Raw genomic sequence first — 18,743 nt, forward strand, 5'->3', positions numbered from 1 at the left:
AATTTTGTAAATATGGCGCTCCTTGCCTGTCAAAGGGTGTGACATGGCGGAACGAAAGATATTCGCAGGCCCGAAAGTCAGGCGCATCCGCAATGCGCTGGCGCTGACCCAGACCGCCATGGCCGAGGCGCTGGAAATATCGCCGTCCTACCTGAACCTGATCGAGCGCAACCAGCGGCCGCTGACGGTGCAGCTGCTTCTCAAGCTTGCAAGCGTCTACAGGGTCGATCTTGAGGAGTTGCGCGGACAGACCGGCGGCAGTCTCGGTCAACTCAAGGAGGTCTTTGCAGATCCGCTGCTATCGGGCGAGCTGCCGGGTGACCAGGAACTGGTGGAGGTGGCCGAGGCCGCACCCAATGCCGCAAGCGGCATGATCAAGCTCTACCGCGCCTATCGCGAGCAGGCGGCGAGGCTCTCCGATCTGACGGCGCTGATGGTCGCCGAAGGGCATGCGCCGGTCGCCGCCGGCCGCTTGCCGCTGGACGAGGTGCGCGAGATGCTGGAGCGCCGGTCCGGCTATTTCGCGCGGATCGAGACGGCGGCGGAAGCCTTTGCCGCAACGCTTCCCGGCGGCCTCGATCTTGCCGCCGGACTGAAAGATTGGCTGCGCTCCGAGCGCGGCATCGCGGTGCGTGTCTTGCCCGTCCATGTCATGCCGGATCTGCGCCGCCGTTTCGATCGCCATTCGATGCGGCTTTTCATCTCGGAGCGCCTGTCGCAGGCCGACCGGGCGCATGAGATATCAGTCGAGGCCGCGACTCTGGCCCTGCTGCCGGCAATCGATGCCGAGCTCGACGATCTCTCGCTCTCCTCCGCCGAGGCGCGCCGCATCGCCCGCTTCGAGCTTGCCCGCATCGCCGCGCTGGCGCTTGCAATGCCCTACGAGGCCTTTCTCTCGGCAGCGAAGGCGACGCGTTACGATATCGATATTCTGCGTGCACGCTTCGGTGTCTCCTTCGGCCAGGCGGCTGCACGTCTTGCGATGCTGCAGCGCCCCGGAGCGGCCGCCATTCCCTTCTTCCTGATCGAGATCGATGCCGCCGGCCACCGGCTGCGCAGGGCAGGCGCCCAGGGTTTTCCGCAGGCCCGTTTCGGCGGCAGCTGTCCGAAGCTCAATCTCCATGCCGCCTTCCTGCAGCCGGGCCAGATCCTCGCCGAAACGGTCGTCATGCCTGACGGGGCATCCTTCCTGACGGTCGCCCGCACCCTGGAGGGACCGAGCGTCGAATTCGGCGAAAGGATCAGGCGCACGGCGATCCTGATCGGCTGCGACGCTGCCCTTGGCGAGGGCGTGGTCTATGGGCAGGCGATGGCGCTCGAGCCGGTCGCGGTCGGTCCGGCCTGTCGCCTTTGCGAGCGGCGCGGCTGCCTTTCCCGGGCCGAGCCGCCGGTGACGAGACCGCTTGGGCTCGACGAGATGGTGGCAGGCCTCAGCGCCTTCGATTTCCAGTGATTGTGAAATCATTGAGGGCGCAGGATTTTGCGCTTGTGGGCTGTGAAATTCCTTCCTAGTCTGCATGGAAAACCAGAGGGAAAAGATGTCCGGGGGTGCGGAATCTTTGAACAAACAGGAGAAGTCATGAGGTCAACCATCCTATGCGTGACGGCCGCCGCCGTTACCGCACTCCTTGCTGCCGCGCCGGCCCTTGCGCAGGAGCGCGTGGTCAACGTCTACAACTGGTCGGATTATATCGACAGTTCCATCCTCGAGGATTTCACCAAGGAAACCGGCATCAAGGTCGTCTACGACACTTTTGATTCCAACGAGACGCTGGAAACCAAGCTCTTGGCTGGTGGTTCGGGGTACGACGTGGTCGTCCCCACGGTATCCTTCATGAAGCGCCAGATCGCCGCCGGCGTCTACCAGAAGCTCGACAAGTCGAAGCTGCCGAACCTGGTCAACATGTGGGACGTCATCATGAAGGGCGTGGCGTCCTTCGACCCCGGTAACGAATACAGCGTCGACTACATGTGGGGCACGACGGGCATCGGCTACAATGTCGACAAGGTCAAGGCTGCCCTCGGAACCGACGAAAAGCCCAATTGGGACGCGCTGTTCGACCCGGCGAAAGCAGCAAAGCTCAAGGATTGCGGCATCTACATGCTGGATTCCCCCACCGACGTGGTGCCCTCGGTGCTCGCCTATCTCGGGCTCAATCCGAACAGTACCGACGCTGCCGACCTCAAGAAGGCGCAGGCGGTCCTCACGGCCGTTCGTCCCTTCGTCCGCAAGTTCCATTCGTCCGAATATATCAGCGCGCTGGCGAACGGCGATATCTGCATCGCGCTCGGTTATTCCGGCGATATGTTCCAGGCCCGTGACCGTGCTAAGGAAGCCAATGCCGGCGTGAAGGTCGATTATTCGGTCCCGTCGCAGGGCGCCCAGATCTTCTTTGACGTCTTCGGCATTCCGAAGGATGCGCCGCATGTCGCCGAAGCCCATGAATTCATCAACTACATGATGAAGCCCGAAGTCGTCGCCAAGGCATCCAACGTCGTCTTCTATGCCAACGGCAACAAGGCGTCGCAGCAGTTCCTCGACAAGGAAGTCCTCGACGACACGGCGATCTACCCAACGCCCGAAGTCATGGCGAAACTCTTCACCGTTCCGCCGCTCGATCCGAAGGCGCAGCGGCTCGTGACGCGGCTATGGACCACCGTGGTCACCGGCCAATGATCTGATCGTGGCCCGGACGGAAACGTCCGGGCCTTTTTTTGACGATTCCAGTCGGGTGAAGCCGGGAACAAAAGCCGAGAACAAAAGAAAATAATGTATTTTCGGGGAACAATATGAAGTCTTTAGGCAATATTCGCCGCTCTTTCGCACCTTGGACCGATCCGTCCGCCAAGCCCTTCATATCGATCAAGAATGTCACCAAGCGTTTTGGCGATTTCACCGCCGTCGACAACCTGTCGCTCGACATCTATCACCGTGAGTTCTTCGCGCTGCTCGGCGCTTCGGGCTGCGGCAAGTCGACGCTTCTGCGCATGCTCGCCGGCTTCGAGCAGCCGACCTCGGGCGAAATCGTGCTCGACGGCACCGACATGGCCGGCACGCCGCCCTATAGGCGCCCCGTCAACATGATGTTCCAGTCCTATGCGCTTTTCCCGCACATGACGGTCGAGAAGAACATTGCCTTCGGCCTGAGACAGGACGGCATGGCGAAGGACGAGATGACCGACCGCGTCTTGCAGATGTTGAAGCTCGTCAAGCTGGAGCAATTTGCATCCCGCAAGCCGAACCAGCTTTCCGGCGGCCAGCGCCAGCGCGTCGCGCTGGCCCGCTCGCTCGCCAAGCGCCCCAAGGTGCTGCTGCTCGACGAACCGCTCGGCGCGCTCGACAAGAAGCTGCGTGAGGAAACCCAGTTCGAGCTGATGGACCTGCAGCAGAATCTCGGCCTCACCTTCGTCGTCGTCACCCACGATCAGGAAGAGGCGATGACCATGGCCGACCGTATCGCCGTCATGAGCCACGGCAAGGTCGTGCAGGTGGCGACGCCGGCCGAGATCTACGAGGCGCCGAATTGCCGTTTCGTCGCGGATTTCATCGGCGACGTGAACATCTTCGACGGCAAGGTCGCCTCATCGGGCAACGGCACCGTCGAGATATCAGTCGACAGCGGCTTCAGCGTGCGTGTCGCCGCCGCCGAGACTCCCTCGGCAGGCAGCGCCGTCGGCTTTGCCATCCGGCCGGAAAAGATGCGGGTCGGGCGCACGCCTCCCGCCAACGCGTCGGTCAACGCTGCGAGGGGCGAACTCTGGGACATCGCCTATCTCGGCGACATGACCGTCTTCCATGTGAAATTGCAGAGCGGCAACGTCGTCAAGGCATCCTCCCTCAACGCGCAGCGCTCCGTCGACGACCCCTTCACCTACGATCAGGAAGTCTGGGTCTCCTTCGACGAGAATGCCGGCGTCCTGCTGAAGGATTGACATCATGGGCAAGTTCACTTCCGGCCTCTACAATCGCCTCGTCATCGTCATCCCTTACGCCTGGCTACTGCTTTTCTTCCTGGCGCCTTTCTTCATCGTCTTCCGCATTTCGCTGTCGACGACGGCGATCGCCATGCCGCCCTATGAGCCTGTCTTCTCCTTCGCCGACGGCTGGGCCGGCCTCTTAAGCAAGATCGGCGAATTCTCTTTCGACAATTACACCTACCTCACCGACGACCCGCTCTATTTCAACGCCTATGTGTCGAGCGTGGTGATCGCCGGGATCTCCACCTTCCTGACGCTGCTGATCGCCTATCCGATCGCCTACGGCATGGCGCAGGCGCCACGTGGCCTGCGGCCGACGCTGGTGATGCTCGTCATCCTGCCCTTCTGGACGAGCTTCCTGATCCGCGTCTACGCCTGGATCGCCATCCTCAAGCCGGAGGGCCTATTCAACCAGCTGCTGCTGTCGCTGCACCTGATCGATACACCGCTGATCATCCTGAACACCAATACCGCCGTCTATATCGGCATCGTCTATTCCTATCTGCCCTTCATGGTGCTGCCGCTTTATTCGGCGCTCGAGAAGATGGACGGCACGTTGATCGAGGCTGCGCAGGATCTCGGCTGCCCGCCGATCACAGCCTTCTGGCGCATCACCTTCCCGCTGTCTATCCCCGGCGTGGTGGCCGGCTGCATGCTGGTCTTCATCCCGGCCGTCGGTGAATTCGTCATTCCCGATCTGCTCGGCGGGTCGCAGACGCTGATGATCGGCAAGACACTGTGGAACGAGTTCAATTCCAATCGCGACTGGCCGGTCTCCTCGGCGGTGGCGACCATCCTGTTGCTGATCCTGGTCATCCCGATCGTCTTCTTCCAGAATGTCCAGGCCAAGGCCGAAGAGCGGGGGAAATAAACCATGCTGAAATGGACCCGTTTCAACATCGTCTCCGTCACGCTCGGCTTCGCTTTCCTCTATCTGCCGATCGTGCTTCTCGTCATTTTCTCCTTCAACGAATCCAAACTCGTGACCGTCTGGGGCGGCTTCTCGACGAAATGGTATGTCTCGTTGATGAGCAATCAGGCCTTGCTCGACGCTGCGTGGGTGACGCTGCGCGTCGGACTGCTGTCGGCAACGTTTGCAACCATCCTCGGCACGATGGCGGCGCTGACATTGGTGCGCTACACGCGCTTTCGCGGACGCATGCTGTTTTCGGGCATGGTCTATGCGCCCCTCGTCATGCCGGAGGTCATCACCGGCCTGTCATTGCTGCTGCTCTTCGTCGCGATCGGTCTCGACCGCGGCTTCTGGACGATCACGCTCGCGCATACGACGTTGACCATGTGCTTCGTCGCCGTCGTCGTCCAGTCGCGCCTGCTGAGTTTCGATCATTCGATCGAGGAAGCGGCTCAGGATCTCGGCGCGCCGCCGGTGCGGACTTTCTTCGAGATCACCCTGCCGATCATCGCGCCCGCCGTCGCCTCCGGCTGGATCCTGGCCTTCACCCTGTCGCTCGACGATCTGGTGATTGCAAGCTTCACGTCGGGGCCTGGCGCCACCACGCTGCCGATGAGGATCTACAGCCAGGTCCGCCTCGGCGTAACGCCCGAGATCAATGCGGTGTGCACGATCCTGATCGGCATCGTCGCCCTCGGCGTCATCTGCGCCTCGATCATCACCAAGCGCCGCGAAACGCAGCGACAGAGGGACGAGCGCGCCGCTGCGGCCGGTGCGTGAGGTCTAAAGCGCGTGCTCCTCGCGCTCTATGTCTCTATTTTGCGCATGTCGTTATCGCGAAACCGCTGCACAGTTTTGCGCGACATGCTTCACTGCGCGTGGGGTGTATTGCCGAATAGCGGAACCGGCGAGATCACCGGGTTCGGCCATGAGCCGCCGATGAAGAACGGCAGAAGCGGCAGCTCCGCCGCCTTGGCCGGATCGGTTGCATCCAGTGATCCGGAAAGTGCCAGCCCGTTCGAATGATAGGTGATGATGCCGGAAAGCGTCAGTGTCTGTGTGGGTCCGGCGATATGGGCGTCATGGATCTCGGCGGAGCCGTTGGCGAAATCGGCCTGTAGGTTCAACTGGCTGAAGGCGAAGGCGCCGCCTGCTGCCGCGCTCAGCGGAAAGAACGGCTTTTCGGCTGCCTGCGTCCGAAGTGCCGTGGCATCGATGCCGGGAATCGTGCCTTCCCCGGTCCAGAAGTGCAGCTTGCCGGTGACGTCGGCAAGGCCGGTCGTCCAGATCGCCTTGGGCGACTGCAGGTCGAGATCGATCGATCCTGTCGCAAGCGGCAGCGGACCTTTCAACTGCAGGCGTTCTGCAAGGGCCGCGAAGTCGGCATCGCGGATCGACAGCCGCAGCTTGCCGCCGCCGTCGAAGTCGCGCTGCGTCGCTTCCAGATGCGCGGTCATTTCACCGCCTTCGAACTGGCTGTCGCCAATATCGAATTTCGCTTCGCCGCCGGCAACGATCACGCTGGCGCCAACGTCGGAAAGCTCGAAGAGACCCATCTGCGCGCGCCGCGCCGAAAGCCTGAGGTCGATATCGAGCAGCCGCAATGGTCCGCTGATGCCGGCGGAAATTTCCTCCGCCTCGCCGGCCGCGAGGCGGAGCGCGAAGGCGTCGAGGAAGGGCTTGAGGTTCATCTGGTCGAAGGCGAGCGTGCCGCCGATTTTCGGTCGTTTGCCGGGTTGGGTGAAAAGGTCCATTACCCCGGTGGCGCTCGCTTCGTTCAACGAGAGGCTGAGATTGTTGAAACGCAGCCCATTACCCGACGACATGATGTCGGATTCCAGCGAGGCGCTCTTCAACGTTGCGATGCCGGGGATCGATTTGCCCGACCATGTCAGAAGTGCCGGCACATCGGGAATGCTGGCTGTGACATTGCCGGAAAGGGCCGAAAGGTTGGCGATGCTGGCAATGCCTTGGAAGTGCGCCGTCAACAGGTTTGATGTGAGCGACGTCCGTGTCTCGGCATTCCTGCCGGCAAAGGCGAGCAGCGGCTGGCGCGAGGCGAAATCGACTTTCAGGTCCTGGCCGTTGATGCGGGCGATGACGACCGACGAGATTGCGCCGGATAGTCTCGGCCAGGCGATATCTGCGGTGACGCTGTCGAAATGATAGGTCTTGGCGGACTTGATGTCGGTGACCACAAGCGTGCCGTCCTCGACGGTCACCGCGCCGATCTCGGCATCGAGATCGGGATCGAGCACCTCGGCTCCGTTTTCGTAGCGTACGCCGCTGATCGCGCGTGCGAGCAGGCCGGCATAACTCCAGTCGATCAGCCCTTTTTCGTCGCGCGTCAGCGCCAGGTTGGGGCGCACCAAGTGGAATTCGTGGAAGCTCGTCCGGCCTCGCAACGCATCGATGAGGCTGAAATCCGCCGACAGGCTTTCAATGCTGCCGAGCAGCTTATCGCCACTTTCGCGCGGCTGGCGGATGGTGATCTGGTTCAGCGTAATGCGCGGTGTCGGCCAGAATTCGAGAACCGGACTACCCTTGATCTCGGCATGGTAGCCCGTCCATTTCGACAGCGCGTCCTCGATGCCGGAGCGCACGAAGCCGGTCGAGATGAGATAGGGTGCGGCAACCCTGAGCGCCACGAAAAGCGCCAGCGCGATCAGCAGGAATACCGTCGACAGGCGGGCGAAGGCCGGAAGCCAGCGCGAAACGGGTCCGATCTTCCTGCGCCACCTGCGATGTCTTGACGTGCTCATGATCTCCGCCGGCAAATTCAGCCGGTCATCCCGTTATGCGCTGATTTTGCCGGATATAGGAAATATCAGGCATATGCAAATCCCGACAGCGCCGCGCGTCTTTTCAGACGCGCAAAGGACGCTGTAGCACTTTCAATTAAATAGTTGGAGCATGATGTCGTCCGAAAATCGCTCACACTTTTCGACATCATACTCCAGGCGTCGGATCGCGTCGGTTCCGCGCTTTATAATGCAATGCAGCATGATATAAGGACGGCATTGGGGAGGAGGATTGAATGCAGGATAACAGACCACTTTGGGTGCCCTCGGAGGATGCCATTGCAAAAAGCCCGATCCATGCCTTCATGGAGCGCTGCAATGCCGACTTCGGGCTCTCTCTTTCGGGCTTTGAGGATCTGCATGCATGGTCGGTGGCCGAGCGGGAGAATTTCTGGTCGGCCGTCTGGGATTTTTGCGGCGTGCAGGGGGAGCGTGGCGCAGAGGTGCTTGCCAATGGCGACCGCATGCTGGAAGCCCGCTTCTTTCCCGATGCGACGCTGAACTTCGCCGAAAACCTGCTGTCTGGCCGCGGCGAGGGCGATGCGATCATCTTCCGCGGCGAGGACAAGGCCGAGGACCGCTGGTCGTGGGACCGGCTGCGCGCGCTGGTCTCGAAGCTGCAGCAGGCCTTCGCAGCACGCGGCATCGGCAAGGGCGACCGCATCGCCGCGATGATGCCGAACATGCCGGAGACCGTCGCCGCCATGCTCGCCGCCGCCTCGATCGGCGCCATCTGGTCGTCCTGTTCGCCCGATTTCGGCGAGCAGGGTGTGCTCGACCGCTTCGGCCAGATTGAGCCAAGGCTGTTCATCGCCTGTGATGCCTATTGGTATTCCGGCAAGCTGCAGGATGTCGGCGCCAAGGTAGCCACGGTCGCAAAAAGTCTGAGTGTCCCCACAGTCATCGTCCATTACGCCGGCGATGCGGAGGCCGTGGCGCGCCAGACGCCGGGGGCTTTAACGCTTGAGGCCTTTGTCGTGCCCTATGAGGCGAGGGAGGTGGAGTTCACGCGGCTTGCCTTCGCGCATCCGCTTTACATCCTCTTTTCGTCAGGCACGACAGGCGTGCCGAAATGCATCGTGCATTCGGCCGGCGGCACGCTGCTGCAGCACCTCAAGGAGCAGCGGCTGCATTGCGGCCTGCAGGCGGGTGAGAAGCTGTTCTATTTCACCACTTGCGGCTGGATGATGTGGAACTGGCTGGTCAGCGGTCTTGCCAGCGGGGCGACGCTCTGCCTGTTCGACGGCTCGCCCTTCGCCCCCGATGGCAACGTGCTGTTCGACTATGCCGAGGCCGAAAAATTCGCCATCTTCGGCACCTCGGCGAAATATATCGATGCGGTGCGCAAGGGCGGGCTGACGCCGCGCGTCAGCCACGATCTCTCCAGCCTGCGGCTGATGACCTCCACCGGCTCGCCGCTGTCGCCGGAAGGGTTCACCTTCGTCTATGAGGGCATCAAGAAGGATGTGCAGCTCGCTTCGATCTCGGGCGGCACCGATATCGTCTCCTGCTTCGTGCTCGGCAATCCGCTGCAGCCGGTCTGGCGCGGCGAGATCCAGGGGGCCGGCCTCGGCCTTGCGGTCGATGTCTGGAACGATGACGGCAAACCGGTGCGCGGGGAGAAGGGTGAACTCGTCTGCACCAAGGCCTTCCCCTCGATGCCGGTGATGTTCTGGAACGACCCTGATGGCGCCAAATATCGCGCCGCCTATTTCGACCGGTTCGACAATGTCTGGTGCCACGGGGATTTCGCCGAATGGACGGAGCATGGCGGCCTGGTCATCCACGGCCGTTCGGATGCGACGCTCAATCCTGGCGGTGTTCGCATCGGCACGGCCGAGATCTACAATCAGGTGGAGCAGATGGCGGAGGTGGCCGAGGCGCTGTGCATCGGCCAGGACTGGGACGACGACGTACGCGTCATTCTTTTTGTCCGCCTTGCCCCTGATGTGACGCTGACCGAGGATCTCGTCAAGGCGATCAAGACCCGCATCCGCACCGGCGCCTCGCCGCGGCATGTGCCGGCGAAGATCATCGCGGTTGCCGATATCCCCCGCACCAAGTCCGGCAAGATTGTCGAGCTTGCCGTGCGCGAGGTCGTTCACGGCCGGCCGGTGAAGAACCAGGAAGCGCTTGCCAATCCAGAGGCGCTGGGCCTCTTCGCCGGGCTAAGCGAACTGAGGGATTGACGGCGATCGTAGATTACAAGCTTTCACCCTTTATCAATCTCCTGTCATGGAAACCTTTCGTTAAGAAAGGTTTGTCAAAGGTGAAGCTAACTTGGGGGCCGCACATGAACGATGCGGTCCGGGGCCTTCCGGCCTCCGAAACATGACGTTGATCGACTGAGCTCTTGTTGAACAGCACCAAATTCAAAGGCGGCCTCTTGGCTGCCTTTTCTTTATCAACCGGCCAGCACGCGCTGCGACGGGAAGGTGATCTCGACGAGCGTGCCCTCGTTCGGCGCCGAATTGATCGTGAAGGTCGCCCGGTTGGCATCCACCATCGCCTTGGTCAGCGGCAGGCCGAGCCCGGTGCCGTCGCCGCGATGACGAGATTGGGTCGAGGAGACCTGCCGGAACGGCTTCATCGCCTGGTCGAGTTCGCTGCGCGTCATGCCGATGCCGGTATCGCGGACCCTGAGGACAACGCTGCCATTCGCCTCATAGGACGTCGAAACGACGATCTGCCCGCCTGAGGGGGTGAAGCGGATGGCGTTCGACAGGATGTTCAGCGCGATCTGCTTGATCGAGCGCAGATCCGCTACGACCTCGGGTACTGCCTGCGACAGCGCCGTGCGGATGATGACGCGCTGGCCGTTCGCCTGCGGCTGTACCAGAGCCACGGCTTCGGAAACCGCCTCGTTGAGGCCGACGGCGGCAAAATCGAGATCCATCTCGCCCGCCTCGATCTTCGAGATGTCGAGCAGGTCGTTGACGATATCGAGGACGTGCCGGCCGGAGCGGCCGATGTCGTTGGCATATTCGATATAACGGGGATGGCCGATCGGCCCGAAGCGCTCGCCGGCCATCATGTCGGAAAAGCCGATGATGGCGTTGAGCGGCGTGCGGATCTCATGGCTGACGCGGGCGAGGAAATCGGTCTTGTGGGCGTTGGCGGTTTCGGCCGCGCCTTTGGCGTTGCGCAGCTCGTCCTCGGTGCGCTTCCACTGGGTGATATCGCGGATGACGGCGCAATAGCCGTTGGAGGAGGTGAGTTGGCCCATCGTCATGAACAGCGGCACGAAGCCACCGGCGGCCTCGCGGCCGATCACTTCGCGTCCGTCGTTCAACACGCTTGCCACGCCATGGCCGGAGAGGCCGTTCAGATAGTCGATGACTGCCTTCTGGCTCTCATGGGCAAACAGCATGACGAAGGGTTTGCCGCGCGTCTCCTGTTCGTCGTAATTGAAAAGCGCGCTGGCCGACCGGTTCATCGAGCGGATGTCGCCCTCGGTGCCAATGACGACGACGCCGTCGGTCGCCGTTTCCAGGATCGAGCGCAATTCCTCCACTTCGACCTGGAGTTTAGCGACCTTCTCGACCATCCGCTCGGGGCGGTCTTCGGACCGACCGTCGAAACGGTTTGCGTCGCCGCGGCCATCTTCCTTGCCTTCCACCGGCATCAGCGCCAGCATCAGGGCGTTGGCGTCTTCCCAGCGCACCGATTGCAGCCGCGCGGTCACCGGCGCCAGCGTATCATCGGCCTTGACGAGCATCATGGTGCCGGAGCCCGCGGCCTTCTCCTCGAGTTCGCGGCGCTGCAGCAGACCTTCGATGCCGCCTACCTCGCGCAATGCGTCGAGCGAACCGTAGCCCGTCAGCCGCATGAATTCCGGATTGGCGTGGATCAGCGCATCGCCGATATGGATGAGCACGGCAACAGGCAGTTGGTCGACCGTGCCCACCGAAAGCCCGTCCGTCATCTTGATGCGCGGCGGGATGAAGCTTGTGAGAACCTCGATCTGGCTGGCCGTCTCCTCCAGCCCTTCCGTCGCCTCGTCCTCGACTATGACAGCCGGCTCTTCGGTGGCGCCGTCGTCTTCGCGCTCCGCCTCAACGGCATTCTCGAAGATCGCCTCCTGCGGCGCGATCTCCTCGAGCGACGGTATGTCCGCCTGGTCGGCGGTGGGTGTTTCGGCCCCGAACGCTTCGGGTCCGGAGGCCTCGTTGAAGGCGGCCGTTTCCGTGGCGTTGGGTTCCATCGGCGCCGGGGCGGCGGGCTCGTCCTTGTTGGTGCCGAAGGCTTCGAGGCGCTTGGCGATCTCGCGGAAATTGGCCTGTTCGGCGGCCGTCAGTCCGGCACCGGTGTTGTGGAGCTGAACGATCTTGTCGGAGAAACGGCGATTAGGCGTTTCCGAAATCCGAAGCGCCGGCGGCTCTTGCGGAAGTTCCGCTACCGGCTCGGCGGCGGAAATGTCGCCGGCATCGGCGCTGCCTTCCGCTTTTTCGGCAGCACTTTCTTGGGCAGGTATCTCGGCCGCCTGCTCGGTGGCAATCTCTTCCGGCGCTGGCTCCGCCTGTGGTTCGCTTGCCGTAAGCGCCTGATCCTCGACCTCCTGCGTCGGGGAGGGATCGATCAGGGGCTCTTCAAGCACTGTCTCCGCTTCGTGCGCCACCTCGGCAATGGTCTCGGCGGGCGGGCCGAGGCTCGCTGCATCATGGCCGATACCATCAGGGCCGAGTGTCAGGCCAAGCGCCAGCGGATCTTCCTGCGCGTCGGAAAGCCGGACGACGCCGAAGCCGCGGAAACCATCGAAGTCGCGGTTGCGGGTATAGGTCGGCAGTGCCGCCAGATCGACCGGAACGACGAGGCTGGTGCCTTCGACCGGCCAGAGGATCGTCTTGCCCGACCATGTGTCGCGGCGGGCGAGCGCCTCAGAAAGCTTGCCGTCAGGATCGAGATTGAAGAGGGCGGCGACATCGCCGAAGGCAGAGCCGATGATGTCGGACGCATGCGGACCGACGGCCGCGGCAAATTCGTGGCTGACCTCGTTGAACCGGCCTTCGGCGTCGATCTTCCAGACGAAGCGCGTGGCGCGGCTATTCGGCCTGAAAACGAAGCCGGGCTCAGCCGCAAGCTGCGGGGCAGGGGTAGCGTCCGGGACCACAGGCGTTGCGATGGCTGGCTCTTCGTGGACCGCTTCCGGCGTGTCTTCGATAGGCGTTTCGCTGGCTTCAACAGGCGGTTCCGCCGTCGTCGCCGTTTCCACCGTCTCCGCAATGGAAGTCACATCGTCTTCGATGACCGCGGCGGGCTCGGTGGTCTCATCCGCGCTGCTATCGATCACGCCGTCGTCGCTGTCCGGCTCCGCGTCCCCGGCAGGATCCATCCCGTCAATCGCCTCGTCTGCGGATGCCACAGCTATCTCAGCCGGCTGCTCGTTTTCGCCGGCGATCTCCTCGAGCGCCTCCTCGACCTCTTCGATCCCCGAGACCGCGTCGATGATTTCGGTGAAGCCTGTAGCGGCGACGGGTTCGTCCTGAATCACCTCCGTCGGCGGCGCGCTTTCTTCCTGTGCGGGCGCATCGACTGGATCGAGCGCGGGCGCATCGACAGGCTCGGGTGCCGGCGCGTCGACCGGGTCGAGATGACCGACCGCGGTCTCAACAGCAAAGAGCAGATTGAGCGCCGGATCGTCGCTGAGCTTGCCGACCGCGGCCGGAAGATTGCCTCTGTCGGTGGCGACAGGTCGCTTCACCAGCCGGTCGGGATGCGCGCCGGCAAGGTTGATCAAGGTCTTTGCCGACTGCTCGGAGATCCCGAGCGAGGCAAAGCCCGGCGAAGCGGCGATGACCTCGCCATTGGCGCCGATCACCGCCATATGCGTGTCGGGATCATCGAGCCCCTGCAGCATCTGGGCTGCCGATGCGCCGGCCGCGAGTGGTTTTGCCGAGACCGGCACTGAAAACAGGATGGCCTGTTCGCCCTGGGAAAGTCGGATCAGTTCAGCGGCCGCCTGCACCTGCGCACGCTGAAAGCCCTTGGCGACGCGGATCATCAGGCTGCGGCTGTCGCCGATATCGGTCAGCTGGCCCGCGGCGGTTTCCAGCTGGCGGAAGGTGATGTCGGCGCGGTCGACCCCCTGATCGAGCAGATCATAGACCGCCGAATGGCCGAAAAGCTCGGCACCCGCACCGTTCGCCCAGAGCAGACGGGCGAGATCGGCCGAAAACAGCACCATGGCCTCGCCGCGTGAAAAGCGTTCCCGTACCCGTGCATGCACGGCGATATCGATGAACGGATATTGGACTGCGGGCATGTTCGAACCTTGTCGCTGTCGGCCTTCTTAAATTAACGGCTTATTAATAACTGCGAGGCGCATGCCGGTCCAGAAGAGGAGGGGGTTTTCGGCCGGAAAGGTTAACGTCTTGTGCATTGCACAATAATTGTTGCAATGCACAATAGAATGTCTTATATAAGCATCATCCAACTAATCGCAGGCAGCGGCTGCCTCAACCCAAAGGATGCGACCCATGGCTACCATAAAGACCGACGACGTTTTTTCAATTGCTTCTTTCGACCCGTCCAAGTTCACGGAATCTTTCCGTGAATTCGCCGAAAAGGGCGCTCAGCAGTCGAAGGATGCCTATGCCAAGCTGAAGACCGCTGGCGAGGAAGCCGGCAAGACGCTGGAAGCCACCGTCCAGACGGCACAGACCGGCAGCGTCGAGATCGGCCTGAAGGCGATCGACATCCTGCGCATCAATTCCGAGAACTCGCTGTCGCACTTCGAAGCGCTGCTCGGCGTCAAGTCGCCGGCCGAATTCTTCGAGCTGCAGACCTCGTTCATCCGCAAGCAGGCGGAACTCACCGTCGAGCAGGCGAAGTCGATCCAGGAAACCACCAAGCAGGTGGCCGAGAAGCTCGCAAAGCCCTCTAAGGACGCCGCCGAAAAGGCCATGGCTTCCTTCAAGGTTGCCTGATCGGTCTTTACCGATCACAGATAAAAGGCTGGACCTCGCGTCCAGCCTTTTTGTATATTGACGAGGAATGGGGCTTGAATTCATCTCCAAGTCCTCGTATGTGACCCCCGTCGCGCCAAGCGCGATTTATGCGGTTGTAGCTCAGTTGGTTAGAGCGCAGGTTTGTGGCACCTGAGGTCGGAGGTTCGAGACCCCCCAACCGTACCATCTCCCCCACGTCAAGAATGAGAAACTGGTCCTATCGTTTCGATGGAACCCATGCGGCACCGGATCGTTCTCCATGTTAACGGGAGAATACGCATGTCGAAAACCCTTCTCTACGGTGCGACGAAGATCGACGAGACCAACAGCGCTTACGCGCCGATAGAAAGTCTTGCTGCGTTTCAGTGGAAGAACCGCGTCTTCATCCTTTTCGCCGACAGGGATAATTCCCGCGCCTCCCGGCAGGAAAATCAGCTGCTGGCCGACCGCTCGGCTCTCGACGAGCGCGACCTGGTGGTGCTGAAGATTTCCGGCGCTGGCGTTCGGCCGCTCTTCGGTGCGGCCGACGGCCTCGACGGCGAAGCGATCCGCCGCGATCTCGAGGCGCCGGAGGTCGGCGAATTCGCCGCTTTCCTTCTCGGCAAGGACGGCACCGTCAAGCTCAAGATCAGCGAGCCGATTACCGATGGCGAGCTCTTGGCCATCATCGACAGCATGCCGATGCGCGCTGCCGAATCGCTGAAGCCGGACAAGTCGTCCTGATATCGCTGAGAATCAAGATCACGAAGCAGAACCAAGATCATGAAAGGGAGGCGGTCATGTCCGTGCCCAACGAACCCATTCCCGACCAGCCGCCGATGCCCGGACCCGGCTGGAAGCCGGTGCCTCCGATCAAAGAACCGGAGCCTGACCGGCTGCCCGACGAAGCACCGGTTCCCAATCCCGACGAGAACGACGAACCGGCAAAACACACTTTCGAGACTTAAAGAAAGATGTGCCGCTCGGCGCTGACAAGCTCCTGGAGGAAATCGGCGACGCTCCGGACGCGTAGCAGGTCGCGCGCCGTTTCGTGATAGGTCGTCCAGTAGGCGCGCCGGATCGAAACCTCCGGCAGGATGCGCTGGAGTTCCGGATATTGCCTGGCGATATAATCGTGCAGGATGCCGATGCCGGCACCTGTTCGTACCGCCTCGGTCTGTCCGATCGCCGTCGAAATCTCGAAGCCTGCATCCCAGCTCCGCATGACTGCGCCGGAAAAATTCAGGGACGCGGTGAAGATCAGGTCTTCGACATAGCCGATGCGGCGATGCGCTTTGAGCGCGTCGATATCGGCGGGTGTGCCCTGGGCGGCGAGGTATGCGCGTGAGGCATAGAGACCGAGCGTGTAGTCGGTGAGCTTGGAGGAGACGAGCCGGCCTTGTTCGGGCCGCTCCAGCGTGATGGCGATATCGGCCTCGCGCTGCGACAGCGAGAAAGAGCGCGGCACCGGTACGAGCTGGATCTTCAGCTCCGGATGACGCTCGATCAATCTGCCCATGCGCGGCGCAAGAAAGGAAACGCCGAACCCATCAGGCGCGCCGACGCGCACGGTCCCGGCAATTGCCGTATCGGTGTGGCCGAGGCTGGCCTGTGCTGCGAGCATTTCCGTTTCCATCCGCTCTGCGGATGCCAGGAACACTTCACCTTCGGCCGTCAGCTCGCAGCCAGTCGTCCGACGGATGAAAAGCCGCGTCTTCAGCGCCTCTTCGAGCGAAGTCAGTCGGCGCGAGAGCGTGGCGTGATTGAGCCCCAGCCGCTTCGAGGCGGCAAGGATCTGCCCGGTGCGGGCGACGGCGAGGAAAATACGAACATCGTCCCAGTTCATGGCTTGGCACGCATTGCGATCGGATCGACCTCGATAAGCGTCAGCGATGTGACCATGTGCGCCGTCTGGTTCTTGTATTTAATGAAATGCGGTGTTCGCAGATGGGCCTCGTATGCTTCCTGGTTGGCGTAGACTTCAAGGATACGGATCCGGTTTGGGTTGTTCCTGATGGAAACGGCGCTCAGGGAAAGGACGCCATCTTCCAGCGCGATGGATGTTTCGATCTCTTCCGTGAGCAATGCGCGATAGGTTTCAAGCGTGTCCGGATCGATCTCCAGCTCCGCCATTCTGACGACGGGTTTCCGGCTCATCGGTTTGACCTCCCCAGGGTTTGACTTGTCGGCGTTTGACTTGTCGGCGTGCGGTGCCAAGTTTGAAGCAGCCGCAGCGCCCAATGCAACGACAGGGCTATAATTTACGCACAACGGTTGCTTATATCAGCGCATTGATTTGTGCAAATTGAAGTGCGATTGTCGGCCATCGAAAAACAGGAGGAACACCCATGCGTGAGATCGGTCATTTCATCGGCGGCAAACATGTTGCCGGCACCAGCGGCCGCGTGAGCAATGTCTACAATCCGGCGACGGGCGAAGTGCAGGCGACGGTCGCACTCGCAAGCGTCGAGGAACTGCGCGCCGCCGTCGAAAACGCCAAGGCTGCGCAGCCGAAATGGGCTGCCACCAATCCGCAGCGCCGCGCCCGCGTCTTCTTCAAATTCGTCGAACTCCTGAACAAGCACATGGACGAGCTTGCCGAAATCCTCTCCAAGGAACACGGCAAGACGATCGAGGATGCCAAGGGCGACGTCATCCGCGGCCTCGAAGTCTGCGAATTCGTCTGCGGCATCCCGCATCTCGCCAAGGGCGAATTCACCGAGGGCGCAGGCCCGGCGATCGACATGTATTCGATCCGCCAGCCGGTCGGCATCGGCGCCGGCATCACGCCTTTCAACTTCCCCGGCATGATCCCGATGTGGATGTTTGCGCCGGCGATCGCCTGCGGCAACGCCTTCATCCTGAAGCCCTCCGAGCGTGATCCCTCCCTGCCGATCCGTCTCGGTGAACTGATGATCGAGGCCGGCCTGCCCGCCGGCATCCTCAACGTCGTCAACGGCGACAAGGCTGCCGTCGACGCGATCCTCACCGATCCCGATATCGGCGCCGTCTCCTTCGTCGGCTCGACGCCGATCGCCCGCTACGTCTACGGCACCGCGGCGATGAACGGCAAGCGCGCCCAGTGCTTCGGCGGCGCCAAGAACCACATGATCATCATGCCGGATGCGGACCTGGATCAGGCCGTCAACGCGCTGATGGGCGCAGGCTACGGTTCGGCCGGCGAGCGCTGCATGGCGATCTCGGTTGCCGTTCCGGTCGGCGAGGAGACTGCCAACCGCCTCGTCGAGAAGCTGACGCCGAAGATCGAATCCCTGCGTATCGGCCCCTATACCGACGACAAGGCCGACATGGGCCCGCTCGTCACCAAGGAAGCCTATACCCGTGTTCGCGGCCTGATCGACCGCGGCATCGAGGAAGGCGCCAAGCTCGTCGTCGACGGCCGCGATTTCAAACTCCAGGGCTATGAAGACGGCTATTTCGTCGGCGGCTGCCTGTTCGATCACGTCACGCCGGAGATGGATATCTACAAGACAGAGATCTTCGGACCTGTCCTCTCCGTCGTTCGCGCCAACAACTATGAGGAAGCGCTGTCGTTGCCGATGAAGCACGAATACGGCAACGGCGTTGCGATCTACACCCGCGACGGCGATGCCGCCCGCGATTTTGCCTCGCGCATCAATATTGGCATGATCGGCATCAACGTTCCGATCCCGGTTCCGCTCGCCTACCACTCCTTCGGCGGCTGGAAGGCCTCGAGCTTCGGCGACCTCAACCAGCACGGCACGGATTCGATCAAGTTCTGGACGAAGACCAAGACCGTCACTGCTCGTTGGCCCTCCGGCATCAAGAGCGGCGCGGAATTCGTCATGCCGACGATGAAGTAATCGTCACGACATTCCGATCTGAAATCTGTAATTCGGGAGCCTTTTGGCTCCCGAATTTTTCCGCGTCATGCTGATTGCCGGCGATATCGGTCCGGCGTCGAGGATGTCCTGAGACAAGGGCGCGGTCTGCTGACCATGTCCTATTCCCCAGTGCCGAGGTCAAACTGATGCGCAAGGCACGCCCGAGCGCAAGCAGGCGATCCTCGATGACGTTGGGATCCTGGAGCGGGATTGACGTCGCGGCAAATGGCCTCATAAGCTGAATGCGAATTTCATATTT

Annotated in this window: 14 protein-coding genes and 1 tRNA gene; 11 read left to right on the forward strand and 4 right to left on the reverse strand. The window is 61.9% G+C overall.

Translation table 11 applies throughout. The annotated features are described in order from the left end of the window. Positions 1–43 precede the first annotated feature (43 nt). The 5 genes from AC244Q_RS01995 to AC244Q_RS02015 all read left to right on the forward strand — a co-directional run bounded on the left by AC244Q_RS01995 (position 44) and on the right by AC244Q_RS02015 (position 5,671). Entirely contained in the window at positions 44–1,453 is a 1,410-nt protein-coding gene (locus AC244Q_RS01995; RefSeq protein ID WP_113546489.1) for a helix-turn-helix domain-containing protein, read from the forward strand. A gap of 126 nt (positions 1,454–1,579) precedes the next feature. Next, complete coding sequence (locus AC244Q_RS02000) at positions 1,580–2,677, forward strand: polyamine ABC transporter substrate-binding protein (protein WP_062942504.1); 1,098 nt, start codon at positions 1,580–1,582, stop codon at positions 2,675–2,677. A 113-nt stretch (positions 2,678–2,790) separates the two neighbouring features. Next, positions 2,791–3,933: an ABC transporter ATP-binding protein gene (locus tag AC244Q_RS02005; protein ID WP_012756109.1), complete on the forward strand. Its 1,143-nt coding sequence runs from the start codon at positions 2,791–2,793 to the stop codon at positions 3,931–3,933. Positions 3,934–3,937: 4 nt separating this feature from the next. Continuing rightward, the gene (locus tag AC244Q_RS02010) at positions 3,938–4,849 is read left to right on the forward strand and encodes an ABC transporter permease subunit (RefSeq protein ID WP_012756110.1); all 912 of its coding nucleotides are present in this window, start codon (positions 3,938–3,940) and stop codon (positions 4,847–4,849) included. A gap of 3 nt (positions 4,850–4,852) precedes the next feature. Then, the gene (locus AC244Q_RS02015; protein WP_012756111.1) at positions 4,853–5,671 is read left to right on the forward strand and encodes an ABC transporter permease; all 819 of its coding nucleotides are present in this window, start codon (positions 4,853–4,855) and stop codon (positions 5,669–5,671) included. Between the two features lie 89 nt (positions 5,672–5,760). Here the strand turns inward: AC244Q_RS02015 and AC244Q_RS02020 are convergent, their stop codons facing one another. Then, complete coding sequence (locus tag AC244Q_RS02020) at positions 5,761–7,653, reverse strand: AsmA family protein (protein WP_113546503.1); 1,893 nt, start codon at positions 7,651–7,653, stop codon at positions 5,761–5,763. Positions 7,654–7,928: 275 nt separating this feature from the next. On the opposite strand from AC244Q_RS02020, the gene AC244Q_RS02025 reads away from it, so the two are divergent. After that, on the forward strand, positions 7,929–9,881 hold the full coding sequence (locus AC244Q_RS02025; protein ID WP_113546488.1) for an acetoacetate--CoA ligase: 1,953 nt from the start codon (positions 7,929–7,931) through the stop codon (positions 9,879–9,881). Between the two features lie 215 nt (positions 9,882–10,096). Here AC244Q_RS02025 and AC244Q_RS02030 read toward each other — a convergent pair whose 3' ends face one another. Next, the gene (locus AC244Q_RS02030) at positions 10,097–13,954 is read right to left on the reverse strand and encodes an ATP-binding protein (RefSeq protein WP_113546487.1); all 3,858 of its coding nucleotides are present in this window, start codon (positions 13,952–13,954) and stop codon (positions 10,097–10,099) included. A 214-nt stretch (positions 13,955–14,168) separates the two neighbouring features. Between AC244Q_RS02030 and AC244Q_RS02035 the strand changes: the two genes are divergently transcribed. The 4 genes from AC244Q_RS02035 (at position 14,169) to AC244Q_RS02050 (ending at position 15,586) form a co-directional block, all read left to right on the forward strand. Further along, positions 14,169–14,618, forward strand: a complete 450-nt coding sequence (locus tag AC244Q_RS02035) for a phasin (protein ID WP_113546486.1) — start codon at positions 14,169–14,171, stop codon at positions 14,616–14,618. 130 nt (positions 14,619–14,748) lie between these two features. Next, a tRNA-His gene (locus AC244Q_RS02040) sits at positions 14,749–14,825 on the forward strand. 93 nt (positions 14,826–14,918) lie between these two features. Continuing rightward, positions 14,919–15,362 carry a DUF4174 domain-containing protein gene (locus AC244Q_RS02045; protein ID WP_113546485.1) on the forward strand — a complete coding sequence of 148 codons (444 nt, stop codon included), beginning with the start codon at positions 14,919–14,921 and terminating at the stop codon, positions 15,360–15,362. Between the two features lie 56 nt (positions 15,363–15,418). Further along, positions 15,419–15,586 (forward strand): hypothetical protein, encoded by a 168-nt coding sequence (locus tag AC244Q_RS02050; RefSeq protein WP_017990318.1) that lies wholly within the window; start codon positions 15,419–15,421, stop codon positions 15,584–15,586. Here the strand turns inward: AC244Q_RS02050 and AC244Q_RS02055 are convergent. Continuing rightward, positions 15,583–16,464, reverse strand: coding sequence for a LysR family transcriptional regulator (locus tag AC244Q_RS02055; RefSeq protein WP_113546484.1), 882 nt, complete (start codon positions 16,462–16,464; stop codon positions 15,583–15,585). The genes AC244Q_RS02050 and AC244Q_RS02055 overlap by 4 nt on opposite strands. Further along, positions 16,461–16,775 carry a putative quinol monooxygenase gene (locus AC244Q_RS02060; protein ID WP_128406375.1) on the reverse strand — a complete coding sequence of 105 codons (315 nt, stop codon included), beginning with the start codon at positions 16,773–16,775 and terminating at the stop codon, positions 16,461–16,463. Before AC244Q_RS02060 ends, AC244Q_RS02055 begins: the two co-directional genes overlap by 4 nt. Positions 16,776–16,966: 191 nt before the next feature. On the opposite strand from AC244Q_RS02060, the gene AC244Q_RS02065 reads away from it, so the two are divergent. Beyond that, entirely contained in the window at positions 16,967–18,463 is a 1,497-nt protein-coding gene (locus AC244Q_RS02065) for a CoA-acylating methylmalonate-semialdehyde dehydrogenase (protein ID WP_113546482.1), read from the forward strand. Positions 18,464–18,743: the final 280 nt, after the last annotated feature.

The sequence above is a fragment of the Rhizobium sp. CB2179 genome (genome assembly GCF_057653455.1).

Excerpts from the sequence above, each read along its gene's own strand:
- AC244Q_RS02015 (WP_012756111.1), top strand. The coding sequence starts at position 4,853 with ATGCTGAAATGGACCCGTTTCAACATCGTCTCCGTCACGCTCGGCTTC.
- AC244Q_RS02030 (WP_113546487.1), bottom strand. The coding sequence starts at position 13,954 with ATGCCCGCAGTCCAATATCCGTTCATCGATATCGCCGTGCATGCACGG.
- AC244Q_RS01995 (WP_113546489.1), top strand. The coding sequence starts at position 44 with ATGGCGGAACGAAAGATATTCGCAGGCCCGAAAGTCAGGCGCATCCGC.
- AC244Q_RS02025 (WP_113546488.1), top strand. The coding sequence starts at position 7,929 with ATGCAGGATAACAGACCACTTTGGGTGCCCTCGGAGGATGCCATTGCA.
- AC244Q_RS02050 (WP_017990318.1), top strand. The coding sequence starts at position 15,419 with ATGTCCGTGCCCAACGAACCCATTCCCGACCAGCCGCCGATGCCCGGA.
- AC244Q_RS02035 (WP_113546486.1), top strand. The coding sequence starts at position 14,169 with ATGGCTACCATAAAGACCGACGACGTTTTTTCAATTGCTTCTTTCGAC.
- AC244Q_RS02010 (WP_012756110.1), top strand. The coding sequence starts at position 3,938 with ATGGGCAAGTTCACTTCCGGCCTCTACAATCGCCTCGTCATCGTCATC.
- AC244Q_RS02065 (WP_113546482.1), top strand. The coding sequence starts at position 16,967 with ATGCGTGAGATCGGTCATTTCATCGGCGGCAAACATGTTGCCGGCACC.
- AC244Q_RS02060 (WP_128406375.1), bottom strand. The coding sequence starts at position 16,775 with ATGAGCCGGAAACCCGTCGTCAGAATGGCGGAGCTGGAGATCGATCCG.
- AC244Q_RS02045 (WP_113546485.1), top strand. The coding sequence starts at position 14,919 with ATGTCGAAAACCCTTCTCTACGGTGCGACGAAGATCGACGAGACCAAC.
- AC244Q_RS02000 (WP_062942504.1), top strand. The coding sequence starts at position 1,580 with ATGAGGTCAACCATCCTATGCGTGACGGCCGCCGCCGTTACCGCACTC.
- AC244Q_RS02055 (WP_113546484.1), bottom strand. The coding sequence starts at position 16,464 with ATGAACTGGGACGATGTTCGTATTTTCCTCGCCGTCGCCCGCACCGGG.
- AC244Q_RS02020 (WP_113546503.1), bottom strand. The coding sequence starts at position 7,653 with ATGAGCACGTCAAGACATCGCAGGTGGCGCAGGAAGATCGGACCCGTT.
- AC244Q_RS02005 (WP_012756109.1), top strand. The coding sequence starts at position 2,791 with ATGAAGTCTTTAGGCAATATTCGCCGCTCTTTCGCACCTTGGACCGAT.